Source organism: Corynebacterium sp. CCM 9204, from assembly GCF_041357695.1.
In the GTDB taxonomy this organism is placed as follows: Bacteria; Actinomycetota; Actinomycetes; order Mycobacteriales; family Mycobacteriaceae; genus Corynebacterium.
Map to the genome: position 1 here is coordinate 346587 of NZ_JAUERX010000002.1, position 14670 is coordinate 361256.

Consider the following 14670-nt stretch of genomic DNA (forward strand, 5'->3'; position numbering starts at 1 on the left):
ATTCCTGGGAATAGGACGCCGTTCCTTGATGACGAGGGAGTGATTGGTGGAGTATTTCTGGTTTGGGTTGTCCACGTCACTGTGTGTGGTCGCCGTGCTCGCAGGATGGCGGTTCCTCCGAGTCAGGGCGACTGGGTCGGGTGTCCTGCTCCGTAAGATGCCCGCGAACGGTATCCATGGTTGGCGTCACGGTGCGCTTCGCTACACGGGAAATGCCCTTGAATACTACAAGCTCAGGTCCGTATCGCCGCGCTCGGATATTCTCTTTCCCCGCTCCGGTGTGGAGGTTTCCGGTCGGCGTGAACTCACGGAAGCCGAGCTGTCGTTCATGCCGGAGGGTGTTCGGGTAATCGAGCTGTCGGTGGCGGGTCGAAATTACGAACTCGCTCTTGACGGCCGTGGCGAAACTGCCCTGACCTCGTGGATCGAATCCGCACCGAGCGTTCGGCAGGAACGGAGTTACAGGCCCCTCGACCGCTGACCCCATGGGCGGGGTCCGTGAATACTGTTTCGCACGCTAGAATTCGAGGAATGCGACTCGTTATTGCCCGTTGTTCCGTCGACTACATCGGCCGCTTGGAGGCCCATCTGCCGGCTGCGGACAGGCTGCTTCTCGTCAAAGCTGATGGATCTGTCTCCGTTCACGCGGATGACCGCGCGTACAAGCCGTTGAACTGGATGACTCCGCCGTGCACCCTCAGAGAAGAAGCCGTTGAGCGAGATTCAGATGCTGAGGGGCACGCGGATATGCTCTGGATCGTGGAGAACTCGAAGGGGGAGCAGCTCCGGATCACCATCGAGGAGATACACTCAGATGTGACCCGGGAATTAGGACAAGACCCGGGCCTGATCAAGGATGGCGTCGAAGCGCACCTTCAGGAACTGCTCGCGGATCAAATCACCACGTTGGGTGACGGATACACACTCGTTCGCCGTGAATATCCGACAGCCATCGGGCCTGTCGATATCCTCTGTAGGGATTCCTCTGGTGGGGCTGTCGCAGTCGAGATCAAACGGCGTGGGGAGATCGATGGTGTCGAGCAGCTCACCCGTTATCTGGAGCTGCTCAATCGGGATGAACTTCTGGCTCCGGTGCGTGGGATATTCGCGGCGCAACAGATCAAACCGCAGGCGCGTACCCTCGCTGAAGATCGGGGAATTCGCTGTGTGGTCCTGGACTACCAGGCCCTCCGCGGAACCGAGTCCGCTGAACTCCGACTGTTCTGATGCCGAGAAGAAACCACCCCAAGGCAGGGCGGCGTGCTATCCATTCCACCCAGCGTGTGCAACGTCCTCTGCCCCGCGACGGTGCTGTCTACTATGGGACACAGGAGATGCCTGGCCCCTCTTACGCCGATGGTGCGCCACATCTTGTCCGGCGCATAGGTTCTGCCGGGGCAGTGAAATTTTACGTGTGCCCGGGATGCAACCAGAATATTCCGCCGGGGGTGGCCCATGTTGTGGCCTGGCCGAGAGATTTCGGGAGAGGTGCCGATGACCGTCGCCACTGGCATCGGCATTGCTGGGAGCGACGTTAGTCGGTGGGAGGTTCAGTCAGCTCGAGGAGGACGCCACCGGCGTCTTTCGGATGCACGAAATTGATTCTCGATCCACCTGTCCCATGTTTAGGATCGGGGTAGAGGAGTCGCACTCCGATCGCCCGGAGGTGGTCACACAATGCATCCATGTTGTTCGTGCGCAGGCACATCTGCTGGAGACCAGGTCCCCTCCGATCCAGGAATGAAGCGATGGTCGAATTCTCATTCAACGGAGCCAGGAGTTGGATGACGCCCGCAGTTTCGGCATTGTCGGCTGGTCCTACCATGGCCTCAATCACCCCCTGTTCCTCGTTGGTTTCTTGATGGAGGGGGACCCAGCCGAAGGCATTTCGGTAGAATTCGACAGCCGCATCCAGGTCGGGAACGGCGACGCCAACGTGGTCGAGGCAGATGACGTAGCTGTGGGGAATATCGATGGGAGGGCGCATATCCAGTGATTTTACCCCGGTGAGTCCCTTATTTTCTCGGGATCGGCGGGGAACTGCGGGGTCTTCGGTAGCCTGAGTACATGATCGTCGCATTTTCAGTTGCTCCCACGGAAACACCCGGAAGCAAAGCAGAGATGGCTGATGCTGTCGCGGAAGCGGTACGTGTCGTCCGTGCATCGGGTCTGCCCAATGAGACCAATGCCATGTTCACCCTCATCGAGGGTGAATGGGACGAGGTGATGGACGTCGTCAAGCGCGCAACTGACGCTGTCGTCGCGGTATCCCCGAGGGTTGGTCTGGTGCTCAAGGCAGACATCCGGCCAGGCTACACTGGGCAGTTGACCGCCAAAGTCGATGCCGTCAATCGGCGGTTGGCTGAAGCCTAGGAAAAGGAGAACGGACTATGACCACTCCAGAACGTTTTATCGCTGGGGCCGTGGATCTGGGAGAGATCAAAGCACGGGCGGAGGCCCGTGTTCAGGCGCAGTCACGGGGTGGCACTGGTTCCACGGCATTACCTACCTCTTTCGTGGTGACCCGGGAGAACATCGAGGCCGAGGTTGTGGAACGGTCGATGCAGGTCCCGGTCGTTCTTCTCTTCGGCTCCGACGAGGTAGAATCATCCCGCCAGTTGCGCATTGACCTCACGGACCTTGCCGCTGCTGCTGCGTATGACTGGTTGTTTGGCTATGTGGATGCTCGATCGGTCCCCGAACTCGTGCAAATATTCGGAGTCAGCGCGCTCCCGACCGTTGTCGCCCTCGCCGGTGGGCGTCCGTTGGCGGATTTTCAGGGAGGCCAGCGACAGTCTGCTCTACAGGAGTGGACTGCGGCCGTCGTGGGGGCTTGCGTCGGCAAACTGCAGGGCCTCCCTGAGCAGGCGGGGCCGGAGAACACTGCGGAAGCACGGTCCACCGATCCCCGTTTCACTTCCGCGGAAGACGCCCTCGCAGAGGGAGATTTCGCCGCTGCCATCGCCGTTTATGACGCCATCCTGGCGAAGGAACCGGCGAACACTGATGCGAAGCTCGCCCGCGACAATGCCCGACTGTTGAAGCGTCTATCCGAGGCGGTTCCCGGAGTCGATGCAATCGCGGAGGCCGATGCGGATCCCGGTGACCTAGATAAAGCGTTCGCGGCCGCGGATGCGGCGGTGGCTGCAGGTGACCCGGAGTCGGCTTTCGATCGACTTATCGCCATTCTCTCCAGTAGTAACGGTGACCGGCGAATCATGGTGAAAGATAGGTTGTTGGAGCTTTTCGCGCTCTTCGCTGCGGATGACCCCAGGGTGCTCTCCGCTCGAGGTCGAATGGCTAGTGCTCTGTTCTGAGCGGAGTATTCATTTTACGATGACACGGTGCCCCGGGCCCCCTCCACTGGGGATGTGCCCGGGGCACCGTTCATACCTCTATTTTCTGTATGTCAGCCGAGGTGGCGGTACCACTGGGTTGACATCGCGGGTACGTGAAGACGTACCGAGTGTGGTTGGCCGTCCCACCCGTAGTCGTCGGCGTGGATTACTGTCGGGAGATCGTTTCCGGCGCCGGCGTAGTTGTCGGAGTCTGTGTTGATCACCAATTCCCAGTCACCTCCGACTGGAAGTCCGAACGTATAGGATAGCTGGCTGGTTCCACCGAGGTTGCTTACGCAGAGCAGCTTTTCCCCGTTGGATCCGTGGCGGAGGAACGCAAGGATGTTGTTCTGAGCGTCATCGGCCTTGACCCAGTCGAATCCGTCTCCGGTGAAATCGCGTGTGTAGAGCGCGGGTTCTTCACAGTACCGGTTGTTCATGTCCCGGACGAGGTCGCGTACGCCGGTGTGATACTCGCCCTCCCAGCCGAAGAGATCTCCCCAGTCGAGGGAGCGGCTCTCCGACCATTCGCTGGTCTGCGCCCATTCGAGTCCCTGGAAGAGCAGTTGCTTGCCCGGGTGCGCCCACATGTAGGCGAGGAGGGTGCGGGCGCCTGCGGCCTTGTTCCAGGAATCACCGGGCATGCGCTGCCACAGGGACCCCTTGCCGTGGACGACCTCGTCGTGACTGATCGGAAGGATGAACTTCTCCGAGAAGGCGTAGACGAGGGAGAAGGTGATCTCGTTGTGGTGCCAGCTTCGGTTGACCGGATCCTCACCGAAGTACCGCAGCGTGTCGTTCATCCACCCCATGTTCCACTTCATGGAGAATCCGAGTCCGCCCTCGGTGGTGGGGGCGGTGACCCCGGGCCATGAGGTGGATTCCTCGGCGATTGTCAGCACACCCGGGTGGTGCTGGTGCACGGTGGCGTTCATCTCCTGGAGGAACTGCACTGCTTCGAGATGCTCGCGGCCGCCGTGGACGTTGGGGAGCCACTCGCCTTCTTTACGGGAGTAGTCGAGATAGAGCATGGATGCGACGGCATCGACCCGTAGGCCGTCAATGTGGAACTCCTCCAGCCAGTAGAGGGCGTTGGCGACGAGGAAGTTGCGGACCTCGGGGCGACCGAAGTCAAAGACGTAGGTGCCCCAGTCGAGCTGTTCGCCCCGACGCCAGTCGGGGTGCTCGTAGAGCGGCTGGCCGTCGAAGCGGGCGAGTGCCCATTCATCTTTGGGGAAGTGGGCGGGGACCCAGTCGACGAGCACCCCGATGCCGCGGGCGTGGAAGGCGTCGACCAGGGCGCGGAATTCATCCGCTGTACCCCATCTGGAGGAGGGAGCGTAGTACCCGGTGACTTGGTAGCCCCAGGATCCACCGAAGGGATGTTCGGCGACCGGCATGAACTCGACGTGGGTGTAGCCCATGTCGGCGACGTAGTTGACCAGTTCATCAGCGAGCTCCGTGTATCCGAGCCCGTACTTCCAGGAGCCGAGGTGTACCTCGTAGATGCTGACGGGGGCGGCGTTCCAGTCGACAGTGTCCCGGTGGTCCAGCCATTCGGCATCGTGCCACCGGTAGTCGGATTCGGCGACGATGGATCCGGTGGCGGGGGGTGCCTCTGTCAGGCGGGCCATGGGGTCGGCTTTATCGAGACGGGTCCCGTCATGGGTGTGGATCGCAAACTTGTACACTTCGCCAGCGCTCACCCCGGGGACGAATACCTCCCAGACACCGGAGGAACCGAGTGCCCGCATGGGGGTCTGGGAGGGGTTCCAGCCGTTGAAGTCACCGATGACCGCGACACCCGCAGCGTTGGGTGCCCACACGGCGAAGGACGTACCGATGACCGTGCCGAGGACGGTGTCGTAGCGGCGGACGCGTGCACCGAGGACCTCCCAGAGGCGTTCGTGCCTGCCCTCGTTGATGAGGTGGATATCGGTTTCTCCGAGTGTCGGGAGGAAGCAGTAGCCGTCGGCACGGGTCACGGTGTTTCCGCCTGGCCAGGTGATGATCAGCTCGTATGCTACGGAGTTGGTGTCGGGCAGCGCCGCGACATAGATGTCATCACCGATGGGCTGCATGTCGACGGGGTCACGGTCTTGGACGTGGAGTTGAACCCGTTCGGCCCCGATCTGTCGGGTCCGTACCACGGAGCCCGAATCGGTGTGATGCCAGCCGTAGACGGCGTGGGGGTCGTGATGACGGCAGGCCGAGATAAGATGCCAGTCGCCGTCGGCGATGAGGAGTCGTTCGGGTACGTTCGGGGAGTTCATGGTGGGTCCTTAGTGTTTTGACAGTGTCGCGGAGCTGCGTGTCGATGCCCGGGACAGCCGACGCAGTGGTGGACTTGTAATCCCGGGCCGTGCGCTAAGCCCGGTATCGGTCGATTCGGCGCCAGGCGAGTTGCTCGCGGCGCTCCGGGGCCACCGTAGGCAGGATGAGGATGTGCGCGACGTTGTTCCAGGGTTCGAGTCGCACGTAGTTATGTTCGCCCCAGAGATAATCGGCACCGCTGACCTCATCATGAACGTCGAACATTGCACCTGAGTCCATACCGAGACGCTCGAGGTCGAGATGGACAGTCGTCTCCACCGCGTTGTAGGGATCGAGGTTGACCACGATGATGACGGTGTCACCCGAGACCGGATCGACCTTCGAGTAGGCGAGAACCTGGTCAGAGTCCGTGGCGTGGAAGTCGAGGACACGTAGCTGCTGAAGAGCTGGGTGTTCCCGGCGTATCCGGTTGAGGGTACTGATGAACACTGACAGGGAATCCCCGCTCTGTTCCGCTGCCACGTAGTCCCGGGGCCGGAGTTCGAATTTCTCGCTGTCCAGGTACTCTTCGCTGCCCGGTTTCAGTGCACGGTGCTCGTAGAGTTCGTACCCGGAGTAGACACCCCACAACGGTGACATCGTCGCTGCTAGGACCGCCCGGATGGCGAACATGCCGCGTCCACCGTACTGGAGTGAAGCGTGCAGGATGTCCGGTGTGTTGACGAAGAGATTCGGGCGGCAGACGTCCGCCATCCGGGAGATCTCCTGTCCGAACTCAGTGAGTTCGTGCTTGGTGGTCTGCCAGGTGAAGTAGGTGTAGGACTGGCTGAATCCCGCTTTGGCGAGACCATAGAGTCGAGGCCGTCGGGTGAACGCTTCTGCGAGGAAGATCACCTCGGGGTGCTTCTCGTGGACGGTGGATATCAGCCACTCCCAGAAGTTGGCGGGTTTGGTGTGGGGGTTATCCACCCGGAAAGTGGTGATGCCGTGGTCGATCCAGTAGAGCACCACCCGGAGGATCTCCCGGTAGAGACCCTCAGGATCATTGTCGAAGTTGAGTGGATAGATGTCCTGATACTTCTTGGGTGGGTTTTCTGCGTAGGCGATCGTTCCGTCAGGGAGCACGGTGAACCACTCGGGGTGTTCTGCCGCCCACGGGTGGTCGGGTGCGCACTGTAGCGCGAGATCGAGTGCGACCTCGAGGCCGAGTTCTCCCGCGCGTGAAACCAGTGTGTCGAAGTCGTCGATAGTGCCCAACGCGGGGTGTACGGCATCGTGGCCACCGGCAGTGGATCCGATTGCCCACGGGGATCCGACGTCCTCCGGAGTGGGAGTGAGGGTGTTGTTGCGACCCTTGCGGTTGATCTCGCCGATTGGGTGAATCGGTGGGAAGTAAACGGTGTCGAATCCCATCGCAGCCACGCGATCAAGCTCGGCAGTTGCGGTAGCGAAAGTTCCGTGGACGGGATGCCCGTCGGTGTCGAGACCACCGGTGGAACGAGGGAAGAACTCGTACCATGAGCTGAACAGGGCCTTACGGCGTTCCACCTTGACCTTGCGGGTGATCCCACGGGTGAGGAGTTCCCGCAACGGGTGCTGGTCAAGCAGAGAGACGACCTCTTTTTCGAACGCAGGTGCCACGGCTTCAGCGGGAGTGAGCTCATCCCTTCGAAGATTCTCCGCGACGGCGGTTAATTCAGGGCGGCGCTTCTTCGGGGCGCCCTCCGCAGCACGGAGAAAGAGACGTGCCCCGTTTTCCAGATCATTGGCCAGTTCTGCTCGAGTCTGCCCGGCATTGATCTTCGAGGTGACAGCATGCCTCCAGGTCGCGATGGGATCTGACCAGACATCGACGCGGAAGGTCCACATGCCCGGAGCATCCGGGATGAACAGCGCATTGACCTGGTCCTCGTCGTGGGGACTGGTGTGCATTGGGACACGGACGGTGCGCCGGAAACTGGGGGAGGCTTCGGGGCCGCGTACGTTGAGTGTGGCGGAAAGAGCATCGTGCCCCTCGCGCCACGCGAGGGCGGAAATCGGCACCACCTCTCCAACCACCGCCTTCGTGGGGTGGCGACCTCCGGAGATCACGGGGCGGACATCATCAAGGCCAAGGCGATTCGTCACAGTTTCCTCATTCGCATTCCGGTTGATTCGGTTCGGGATAGTAGGTGGCGGTTCCCCGGGACGGGGAGCGCCCGTACATCACAGAGTCTAGTTGAGGAGTTGGCTACGTACGGGGGTCTTGCTTCACGGATCGGACACACTCCAGAATGCCACCGGGCATCCGGGTACCGAATGTGCAGGAAACACGCGAGACCAGATGGCATCCTCTGTCGGTTGCTGGGGTGTATCAGCCGCTGCCGTCCGGTGTGTCGGAGCTGGTTGTGCAATATGTCACTTCCCGGAGGAGCAGGAAGGGACCGTCTCGCCCGGAGAACCCTGACGAATTCTCATTCCCCACCGCCGTGGCAGTTACTATCGGGCGCGTTGTTGGGACATGATGGAGATGTGACTGGGTATGAAACCGAAACTGATCCTGACCTGCTCATCGATTTTCGTGACGTGTCCTTTGTCCGTGACGGGGCGGACCTCGTCGGGCACATCGATTGGCAGGTGGAACTTGATGAACGGTGGGTGATCATCGGGCCGAATGGTGCAGGCAAGACGACGCTCATCCGGATGGCTGCTGCGGAGGAGTACCCTTCCTCCGGTACCGCGTTCATCATGGGGGAACGCATCGGGCGTACCGACATGAGGGACCTTCGCGCGATGATCGGAGTATCCTCTGCCTCGCTGGGTAACCGTATTCCGGTGACCGAGGAAGTCGCGGATCTCGTCGTCTCTGCAGGCTACGCCATCCTCGGTCGGTGGCGTGAGGAATATGATGAGCGCGATATCGACCAAGCCCGCGAGATCCTCGAACAGGTGGGGGCCTATCATCTGCAGGGGCGTACCTGGGGAACCCTCTCGGAGGGAGAACGCAAACGTGTCCTCATCGCCCGTGCACTGATGACGAATCCTGAGCTTCTGCTCCTTGACGAGCCTGGCGCGGGACTGGATCTCGGTGGCCGGGAGGATCTCGTGGGATACCTGGGGAGACTGGCGCTCGATCCCGATGCGCCGGCGATTGTGATGATCACCCACCATGTGGAGGAAATTCCCGCCGGATTCACGCATGCCATGCTCCTTGATGAGGGCACGGTGGTCGCGCAAGGTCTCATCGATGACGTACTCACGGGAGAGAACCTCACCCGCGCGTTTCATCAGCCGATTCAGCTCGACCGGATCGACGGCCGTTTCTTCGCACGTCGGGCACCCCGTGCAGGTCGCGGAAGCCACCGGAAATAGATGTCCTACACGCGGGATGAGGTGGATTTCCTTCGGGCGCACGACACGGAGATCACCGAGGCCACCGTCGACCTACAACTCACCCGAAAGAGTCTCATCTCTGATACGCAGATGCTTCGCAGGAGATTCGGGGAACACGCACGGGCCGTCACTGAACTGGCCACCGCGCGACGTACAGCCGTCGGTAAGCTCCCGTCCAACTGGCTCGTCTGTCATGATTCCGCACAACAGGCCACCGCACCACAGGTCGCCGCGGTTCGTTCAAAGCGACTCGCTGAGAGACTCGGTCAGGGGGCGCGGATTCACGATGTAACCTGTTCGATCGGCACGGAACTCCCCGCGCTCACCGCCGCTGGTCTCGCGGCGACCGGATCCGATATCGACCCTGTCCGGGTCCGGATGGCGGCGGTGAACACGGCCTCCGCGGTCGCTGTCGCGGACGCTCTCGCTCCGCCTCTGCGATCCGGGGGTGTCGATGCGATCATTGCCGACCCCGCGCGCCGGGCCGGAGGTAGAAGAATCACGAATCCGAGGCAGTTGCTTCCACCGTTGCCGAATCTCCTTGACGCGTGTGCGGGAATACCCGTTGCGGTGAAGTGTGCGCCCGGACTCGACTTCAGTGACTGGAATGGGCTGGTGAGCCTCGTCAGCGTCGACGGCGGGGTCAAGGAGGCGTGCCTCTACTCGCCGTCGCTGGGTAACGGGGAAATGCGCGAGGCCGTGGTGCTCTCCACCTCGGATGCGGGAGACACCGTTGTCGACCGCATCACGGACCTTTATCCGGACGGCGGTGACGCGAGTATTGCCGGGCCGCCGGGTCAGTACATCATTGATCCCGATGGTGCGATTGTCCGTGCCGGACTCGTCCGGCACTATGCGGTCCGTGAGAACCTCTGGATGCTCGATGACCGGATCGCCCATCTCACCGGGGACCGTGTCCCGGTGGGGAAAACCGGATTTCCATTCATCGAGCAGGTACCACTGAAGCGGCTCAGGACGGCGCTCCGGAACCATGGGGGTGGAACTCTGGAAATTCTCGTTCGGGGTGTGGACATCGACCCAGACAAACTCCGTCGCAGTCTCAAACTGACGGGTGATCGGCCCATGACGGTCGTGATAACCCGGATCGGCTCTTCGGGTGTTGCCCTCGTTTGCGGGCAGCGGACCACCGGGATTGACCGGAACTGACACAGCATTCGGTCGGTGGCGACGGCACAGAGAGAGACGGCTAGACTGGCGGCCAGTCTGGAAGCCATGACGCCCCCTCCACACGCGGAGCGTGGACGCGAGGCTGACCACGAAGTCCGTCACAATTGACAACCAAGGAAGGCCCACAGCGCATGCCCACGATTGTGGTACTGGTCAAACACGTCCCCGACACCTGGTCGCAGAAGAAGCTCTCGGAGGACTTCACCCTCGACCGTGACAACGTCGATGAGGTCATCGACGAGATTAACGAATACGCCGTCGAACAGGCACTGAAGATTCGGGAATCAGATGCGGCCGCAGGTTGGCGAGTCGTTGCCCTCACCGCAGGTACGGTGCGTGCGGAGGAAGCGCTGCGTAAGGCGCTCGCCATGGGGGTGGATGACGCGGTTCTATTCACCGATGAAGGTATCGCCGGATCAGATCTCCCCGGAACCGCATGGTCCCTCACCTGCGGCATTGACGCCGCACTGAGTGCGTTGGGGTTGGATGACCTGACGCTCATCGTCACTGGTAACCGTTCCTCTGACGGACTCATGGGTGGTATGGCGGGCATCCTCTCCGAGTACCGATCCATCCCTGCGCTAACGCACCTTCGTTCCGTGACCGTCAACGCCTCGGACGGAACGATCACCGGAATCCGGGAGACTCCGCGTGGAGAGTTCGAGCTTGCGGCGACGTTACCCGCGATCATCTCCGTCACTGACCAGGCGGACCGTCCCCGATTCCCCAATTTCAAGGGCATCATGGCTGCCAAGAAGGCACAGATCACCCGGATCTCCCTCGCGGAAACCGCAGCGACCGTTGAACAGGTGGGCGGTAGCCACGCCGCCACGGCAGTCATCACCGCTACCGAACGTCCCGAGCGCGCCCAGGGCGAGATCATCCGGGATAACGGTCAGGCTGCAGTCGCCATCGCTGACTTCCTCGAGTCCCGCAACCTCATCTAGTCGCGTACCCCGCCCCGCAGAGACCCGCAACATCAGGAGTAGAACCCGTCATGTCCCACGCATACGTATTGGTCGAGCACACCTCTGGTGAACTTGACGAAGTCACCGTAGAACTCATCACCGCGGCCCGTGTCTTCGGTGCCGTCAGCGCCGTCGTCGTCGGCAATCCCGGAACAGCGGCTCCGCTGGCTGGTGCCCTTACCGCGGCAGGTGCTGACCAGATTGTCGCTGCTGAGGCTGAGGGGGTCAGTACCCGTCTCGTCCTTCCAGCCGTCGACGCATTGTCCATTCTCGCGTCATCGAACCCCGCCCCGGTTCTCGTCGCTTCGTCACCGGCTGGGGACGAGGTGGCCGCCAGACTTGCGGTTCGACTTGGCGCGGGTGTGCTGTGTGATGTGGTGGGAGTGAATGCTGACCGCACCGCCCACCAGTCCATTTTTGGGGATACGGTTTCCGTTACCTCTGCTGTGGGCGGGGAATCGCCCGTCTACGCGGTGCGGGCCGGTGCCATTGAGGCAGAACCACGTCCCGGTGGAGGTGAGTTGGTGGCTCTCGAGCTACCCGGTGCAACGGAGAAGGATGTTCGTGTCACCGGTTTCACGCCGGCCGAGCGCGGAGACCGTCCGACCCTCGCACAGGCCAAGGTCGTTGTTGCTGGTGGTAGAGGCGTGGGTTCCGCCGAGGGCTTCTCCGACATAGTTGAGCCGTTGGCGGATGCGCTGGGTGGTGCCGTCGGTGCCACCCGCGATGCCATCGACCACGACTGGTACGGAGGTCAGTACCAGATCGGCCAGACCGGAGTCTCTGTCGCTCCCGATCTCTACATTGGCCTGGGTGTCTCGGGTGCACTCCAGCACAAGGCGGGTATGCAGACATCGAAGACCATCATCGTGGTCAACAATGACGAGGATGCACCTCTGTTCGAGATCGCCGATCTCGGTGTCGTCGGTGATCTCTTCTCCGTCGTCCCGGCGCTCACCGAGGAGATCGCCCGACGTAAGCAGGTCTAGGCCGTGCCGGAATCGTTGCACTACCTTGACCACGCGGCGACAGCTCCGATCCGGGACTGCGCCGTCGATGCGTGGGTGGACACCGTGCGTCTGCTCAATCCCGGTGGCCAATATGCTTCGGGAAGGCTAGCCCGCGCTGCACTGGAGGAAGCCCGCGAACAGATTGCCCGGGTCCTCGGCTGCGAACCGATCGAGGTCATCTTCACGGGTTCCGGCACCGAGAGCTGCAACATTGCCGTGCAAGGGTTGTGGCGGACAGGTGGACAGGGACGGATCATCTCCAGTCCGATTGAGCATCCGGCCGTCACGGAGACTGTTCGAGCGCTCGGTGCACACGGCGCGGACATCGACTATCTCCCCGTCGGGTGGGACGGAGTGGTCACCGTCGACGCCCGGATCGAGGAGTCGGCGTCGTTGGTTACGTGCATGTGGGCGAACAATGAAACGGGTGTGATTCAACCGGTGGCGGAAATCTGTGCACGGGCCACCGGTGTAGGTACACCCGTGCACGTCGACGCCACTCAGGTTGTGGGACACCTCCCGGTTGACTTCGCTGCCCTCGGGGCGACGACACTCGCAGCCGGGGCGCACAAGTTCGGTGGTCCCAGGGGCGTCGGGATTCTCATCGCACGGCGTTCGCCGGCTCCGACGCCCGTTCTTTTCGGTGGAGGCCAGGAACGCGGTATCCGGCCGGGTACCGCGAACGTCGCCGGTGCCGTCGCCACAGCAGCAGCGCTCACCGAAGCTGTTTCAGAGACGGCAGATACCAACGCCCGGATCACCGATCTCCGGGACATGCTGCAGACGGGAATCCTGGAGAAGGTCGATGATGTGCTTGTGCATGGTGCCGAGGCATCTAGATTACCGGGGCATCTCCACCTCTCGTTCCCTGGAGCTGAGGGGGACAGCCTTATCATGCTGTTCGACAGCGTGGGTGTCGCATGCTCGACGGGGTCCGCGTGTTCAGCCGGTGTAAACAGAGCCAGCGATGTGCTCCTCGCCATGGGTGTCAGTGAGCATGACGCCCGGGGAGCGGTTCGCTTCACTCTGGGGTACACGAGTACGGAGCGCGATGTCGAACGAGTTCTCGACGTCGTCTCCGATGTCGTGGCCCGGGCCCGGCTCGCGGGTATGGCGTAGTTCAGTTGAACCAGGAGTCCGGCGCCAGCGGGGGTGTTGTGTGGGTCGGGAGAAAACCGCATCGCCTGTGAAGGAGTGGATTTCCCACTAGCATGGTCTCGGCTGGTGTACCCGATGAACGGAGGGGCGATAGATGTCTTTCCAGGAAATGTCATCGATGTTGTCTCGGCTACTTGTGGCAGCAGCGTTGATCTTCTCGGTGTCGTGTTCCGGCGGCCACATGGGCCTCGGCGTCGATCACTTGTCGGATTCCGGGGTCCCGACCAACACGTTTTCCGCAGATGAAGCGCCGGTAGTTTCCGGTGACTTGTCGGATGAACGGTTGATCGTGGTAATCGGCAACGACCTTTCGACGGAAGTCGGGACGGTCGGAGGTGACGGGAGTGTCGCTACCTTCGCGTCGGCACCACAGTCGATCCAACCGGCCATCCTCCAGCTCACCGACGGTGCCGTGGCGGTTGCCGAATCCTCGGGCGTGACGGTTTACGGTGGAGACCTTCGGGAGATCATGCACGTTGCTGGTGACATCACCGGATACATCACGGAATCCGTCACGTCGCCGGATGATCGTGGGGCAGTGTTCGCCTATGCGGTCGGTGACGCCGAGTATCCGGACCGTCATCTCATTATCGACATCGACGTGGACGGGCAGACCTTCTCGGCGACTTCCACTTCGGTGCCGGTGGGGCTGACCCGGTGCTCTGATGGACGCGTTTCGTGGCTGGAGGCGAGGTCGCCGGCAGATAGTTTCGATGGGGGAGAACTGGGTAAAGAAGTCGCGGTTTTCCGCATCACGGTCACGGCCGATTCCGCTCCAAGGGTTGATCTCCTTCCTTCCGGTCCTGCTCCTGTATGGGGGTACGCGGGGTGCGGGGATACCGTGAGCTGGATTTCCGGGGATGGCGTTGGAGTGACAGTCAGAAACGGGCAGATCTCCAGGGATCGGGTCGATACGTTCCGGTCGATGGAGAAGGGGGCCGATACCGTGGTCGGAGAGGGGACGGCCCCGGATGGCTCGTTCCACCGCATCGGTGGGGATGGACGTATCGAGAGTTACGTCTTCACCCCGGAACCTGAGTTCCACAGCATCCGATCCGGGATTTCCGGGATTTCGGGTGCCACCGTCGGGGGCAGCGGAACGGTGGGCCCGACGGGGATCGTCTGGGTGCAGGACGCATCGGGTGGGACAGCATCGGTCATCGCTCTTGATCTGACCGGGGGAGGATGCGCAGAGAATCTGGGGAACGTGGTTCTCCCGGTGGGGAAGAGCCTGTTGGCTGTGGTACCCCGGGGCGAGGTAGGACGGCCCTGTACACGGTGATCTCCGGTGGGTTGGCCTGACGCGGTCGCTGCCCGCTACCCTGGGGCAGGATTCCCGTCAGTCGCGTAAGCGATGGCTGT

General features: G+C 61.8%; 14 protein-coding genes. 11 read left to right on the top strand and 3 right to left on the bottom strand.

Annotated elements, in window-relative coordinates; all coding sequences use genetic code 11:
- The first annotated feature begins 46 nt into the window (after positions 1-46).
- The 3 genes from QWU43_RS05690 to QWU43_RS05700 are packed head-to-tail and all read left to right on the top strand — an operon-like array spanning position 47 to position 1538.
- Positions 47-481, top strand: coding sequence for a DUF2550 domain-containing protein (locus QWU43_RS05690; protein ID WP_370915071.1), 435 nt, complete (start codon positions 47-49; stop codon positions 479-481).
- Positions 482-531: 50 nt separating this feature from the next.
- Positions 532-1227: an endonuclease NucS gene (gene nucS / locus QWU43_RS05695; RefSeq protein WP_370915070.1), complete on the top strand. Its 696-nt coding sequence runs from the start codon at positions 532-534 to the stop codon at positions 1225-1227.
- Positions 1227-1538: a hypothetical protein gene (locus QWU43_RS05700; RefSeq protein WP_370915069.1), complete on the top strand. Its 312-nt coding sequence runs from the start codon at positions 1227-1229 to the stop codon at positions 1536-1538. The genes nucS and QWU43_RS05700 overlap by 1 nt, the downstream gene beginning before the upstream one ends.
- Here QWU43_RS05700 and mce read toward each other — a convergent pair.
- Complete coding sequence (gene mce, locus QWU43_RS05705) at positions 1535-1987, bottom strand: methylmalonyl-CoA epimerase (RefSeq protein ID WP_370917348.1); 453 nt, start codon at positions 1985-1987, stop codon at positions 1535-1537. The genes QWU43_RS05700 and mce overlap by 4 nt on opposite strands.
- An 80-nt stretch (positions 1988-2067) precedes the next feature.
- On the opposite strand from mce, the gene QWU43_RS05710 reads away from it, so the two are divergent.
- Together QWU43_RS05710 and QWU43_RS05715 are read left to right on the top strand one after the other, a co-directional pair.
- A complete protein-coding gene (locus tag QWU43_RS05710; protein ID WP_370915067.1) occupies positions 2068-2373 on the top strand; it encodes an MTH1187 family thiamine-binding protein in 306 nt (101 codons plus the stop codon).
- 17 nt (positions 2374-2390) lie between these two features.
- Complete coding sequence (locus tag QWU43_RS05715) at positions 2391-3317, top strand: tetratricopeptide repeat protein (protein ID WP_370917349.1); 927 nt, start codon at positions 2391-2393, stop codon at positions 3315-3317.
- Between the two features lie 92 nt (positions 3318-3409).
- Here the strand turns inward: QWU43_RS05715 and glgB are convergent, their stop codons facing one another.
- Positions 3410-5611, bottom strand: a complete 2202-nt coding sequence (gene glgB / locus QWU43_RS05720) for a 1,4-alpha-glucan branching protein GlgB (protein ID WP_370915065.1) — start codon at positions 5609-5611, stop codon at positions 3410-3412.
- A gap of 94 nt (positions 5612-5705) precedes the next feature.
- Positions 5706-7739 (bottom strand): maltotransferase domain-containing protein, encoded by a 2034-nt coding sequence (locus tag QWU43_RS05725; protein WP_370917350.1) that lies wholly within the window; start codon positions 7737-7739, stop codon positions 5706-5708.
- Positions 7740-8123: 384 nt separating this feature from the next.
- Between QWU43_RS05725 and QWU43_RS05730 the strand changes: the two genes are divergently transcribed.
- The 6 genes from QWU43_RS05730 to QWU43_RS05755 all read left to right on the top strand — a co-directional run bounded on the left by QWU43_RS05730 (position 8124) and on the right by QWU43_RS05755 (position 14590).
- Complete coding sequence (locus QWU43_RS05730; protein WP_370915063.1) at positions 8124-8963, top strand: ABC transporter ATP-binding protein; 840 nt, start codon at positions 8124-8126, stop codon at positions 8961-8963.
- Positions 8964-10151, top strand: a complete 1188-nt coding sequence (locus QWU43_RS05735; RefSeq protein ID WP_370917351.1) for an SAM-dependent methyltransferase — start codon at positions 8964-8966, stop codon at positions 10149-10151.
- A 152-nt stretch (positions 10152-10303) separates the two neighbouring features.
- Positions 10304-11119: an electron transfer flavoprotein subunit beta gene (locus QWU43_RS05740; RefSeq protein ID WP_370915061.1), complete on the top strand. Its 816-nt coding sequence runs from the start codon at positions 10304-10306 to the stop codon at positions 11117-11119.
- Between the two features lie 50 nt (positions 11120-11169).
- The gene (locus QWU43_RS05745) at positions 11170-12129 is read left to right on the top strand and encodes an electron transfer flavoprotein subunit alpha/FixB family protein (protein WP_370915060.1); all 960 of its coding nucleotides are present in this window, start codon (positions 11170-11172) and stop codon (positions 12127-12129) included.
- Positions 12130-12132: 3 nt separating this feature from the next.
- Complete coding sequence (locus QWU43_RS05750; protein WP_370915059.1) at positions 12133-13269, top strand: cysteine desulfurase family protein; 1137 nt, start codon at positions 12133-12135, stop codon at positions 13267-13269.
- A 133-nt stretch (positions 13270-13402) separates the two neighbouring features.
- Positions 13403-14590: a hypothetical protein gene (locus QWU43_RS05755; protein ID WP_370917352.1), complete on the top strand. Its 1188-nt coding sequence runs from the start codon at positions 13403-13405 to the stop codon at positions 14588-14590.
- Positions 14591-14670 lie beyond the last annotated feature (80 nt).

Excerpts from the sequence above, each read along its gene's own strand:
- QWU43_RS05740 (WP_370915061.1), top strand. The coding sequence starts at position 10,304 with ATGCCCACGATTGTGGTACTGGTCAAACACGTCCCCGACACCTGGTCG.
- QWU43_RS05700 (WP_370915069.1), top strand. The coding sequence starts at position 1,227 with ATGCCGAGAAGAAACCACCCCAAGGCAGGGCGGCGTGCTATCCATTCC.
- QWU43_RS05745 (WP_370915060.1), top strand. The coding sequence starts at position 11,170 with ATGTCCCACGCATACGTATTGGTCGAGCACACCTCTGGTGAACTTGAC.
- QWU43_RS05755 (WP_370917352.1), top strand. The coding sequence starts at position 13,403 with ATGTCTTTCCAGGAAATGTCATCGATGTTGTCTCGGCTACTTGTGGCA.
- nucS (WP_370915070.1), top strand. The coding sequence starts at position 532 with ATGCGACTCGTTATTGCCCGTTGTTCCGTCGACTACATCGGCCGCTTG.
- QWU43_RS05715 (WP_370917349.1), top strand. The coding sequence starts at position 2,391 with ATGACCACTCCAGAACGTTTTATCGCTGGGGCCGTGGATCTGGGAGAG.
- mce (WP_370917348.1), bottom strand. The coding sequence starts at position 1,987 with ATGCGCCCTCCCATCGATATTCCCCACAGCTACGTCATCTGCCTCGAC.
- glgB (WP_370915065.1), bottom strand. The coding sequence starts at position 5,611 with ATGAACTCCCCGAACGTACCCGAACGACTCCTCATCGCCGACGGCGAC.
- QWU43_RS05710 (WP_370915067.1), top strand. The coding sequence starts at position 2,068 with ATGATCGTCGCATTTTCAGTTGCTCCCACGGAAACACCCGGAAGCAAA.
- QWU43_RS05735 (WP_370917351.1), top strand. The coding sequence starts at position 8,964 with ATGTCCTACACGCGGGATGAGGTGGATTTCCTTCGGGCGCACGACACG.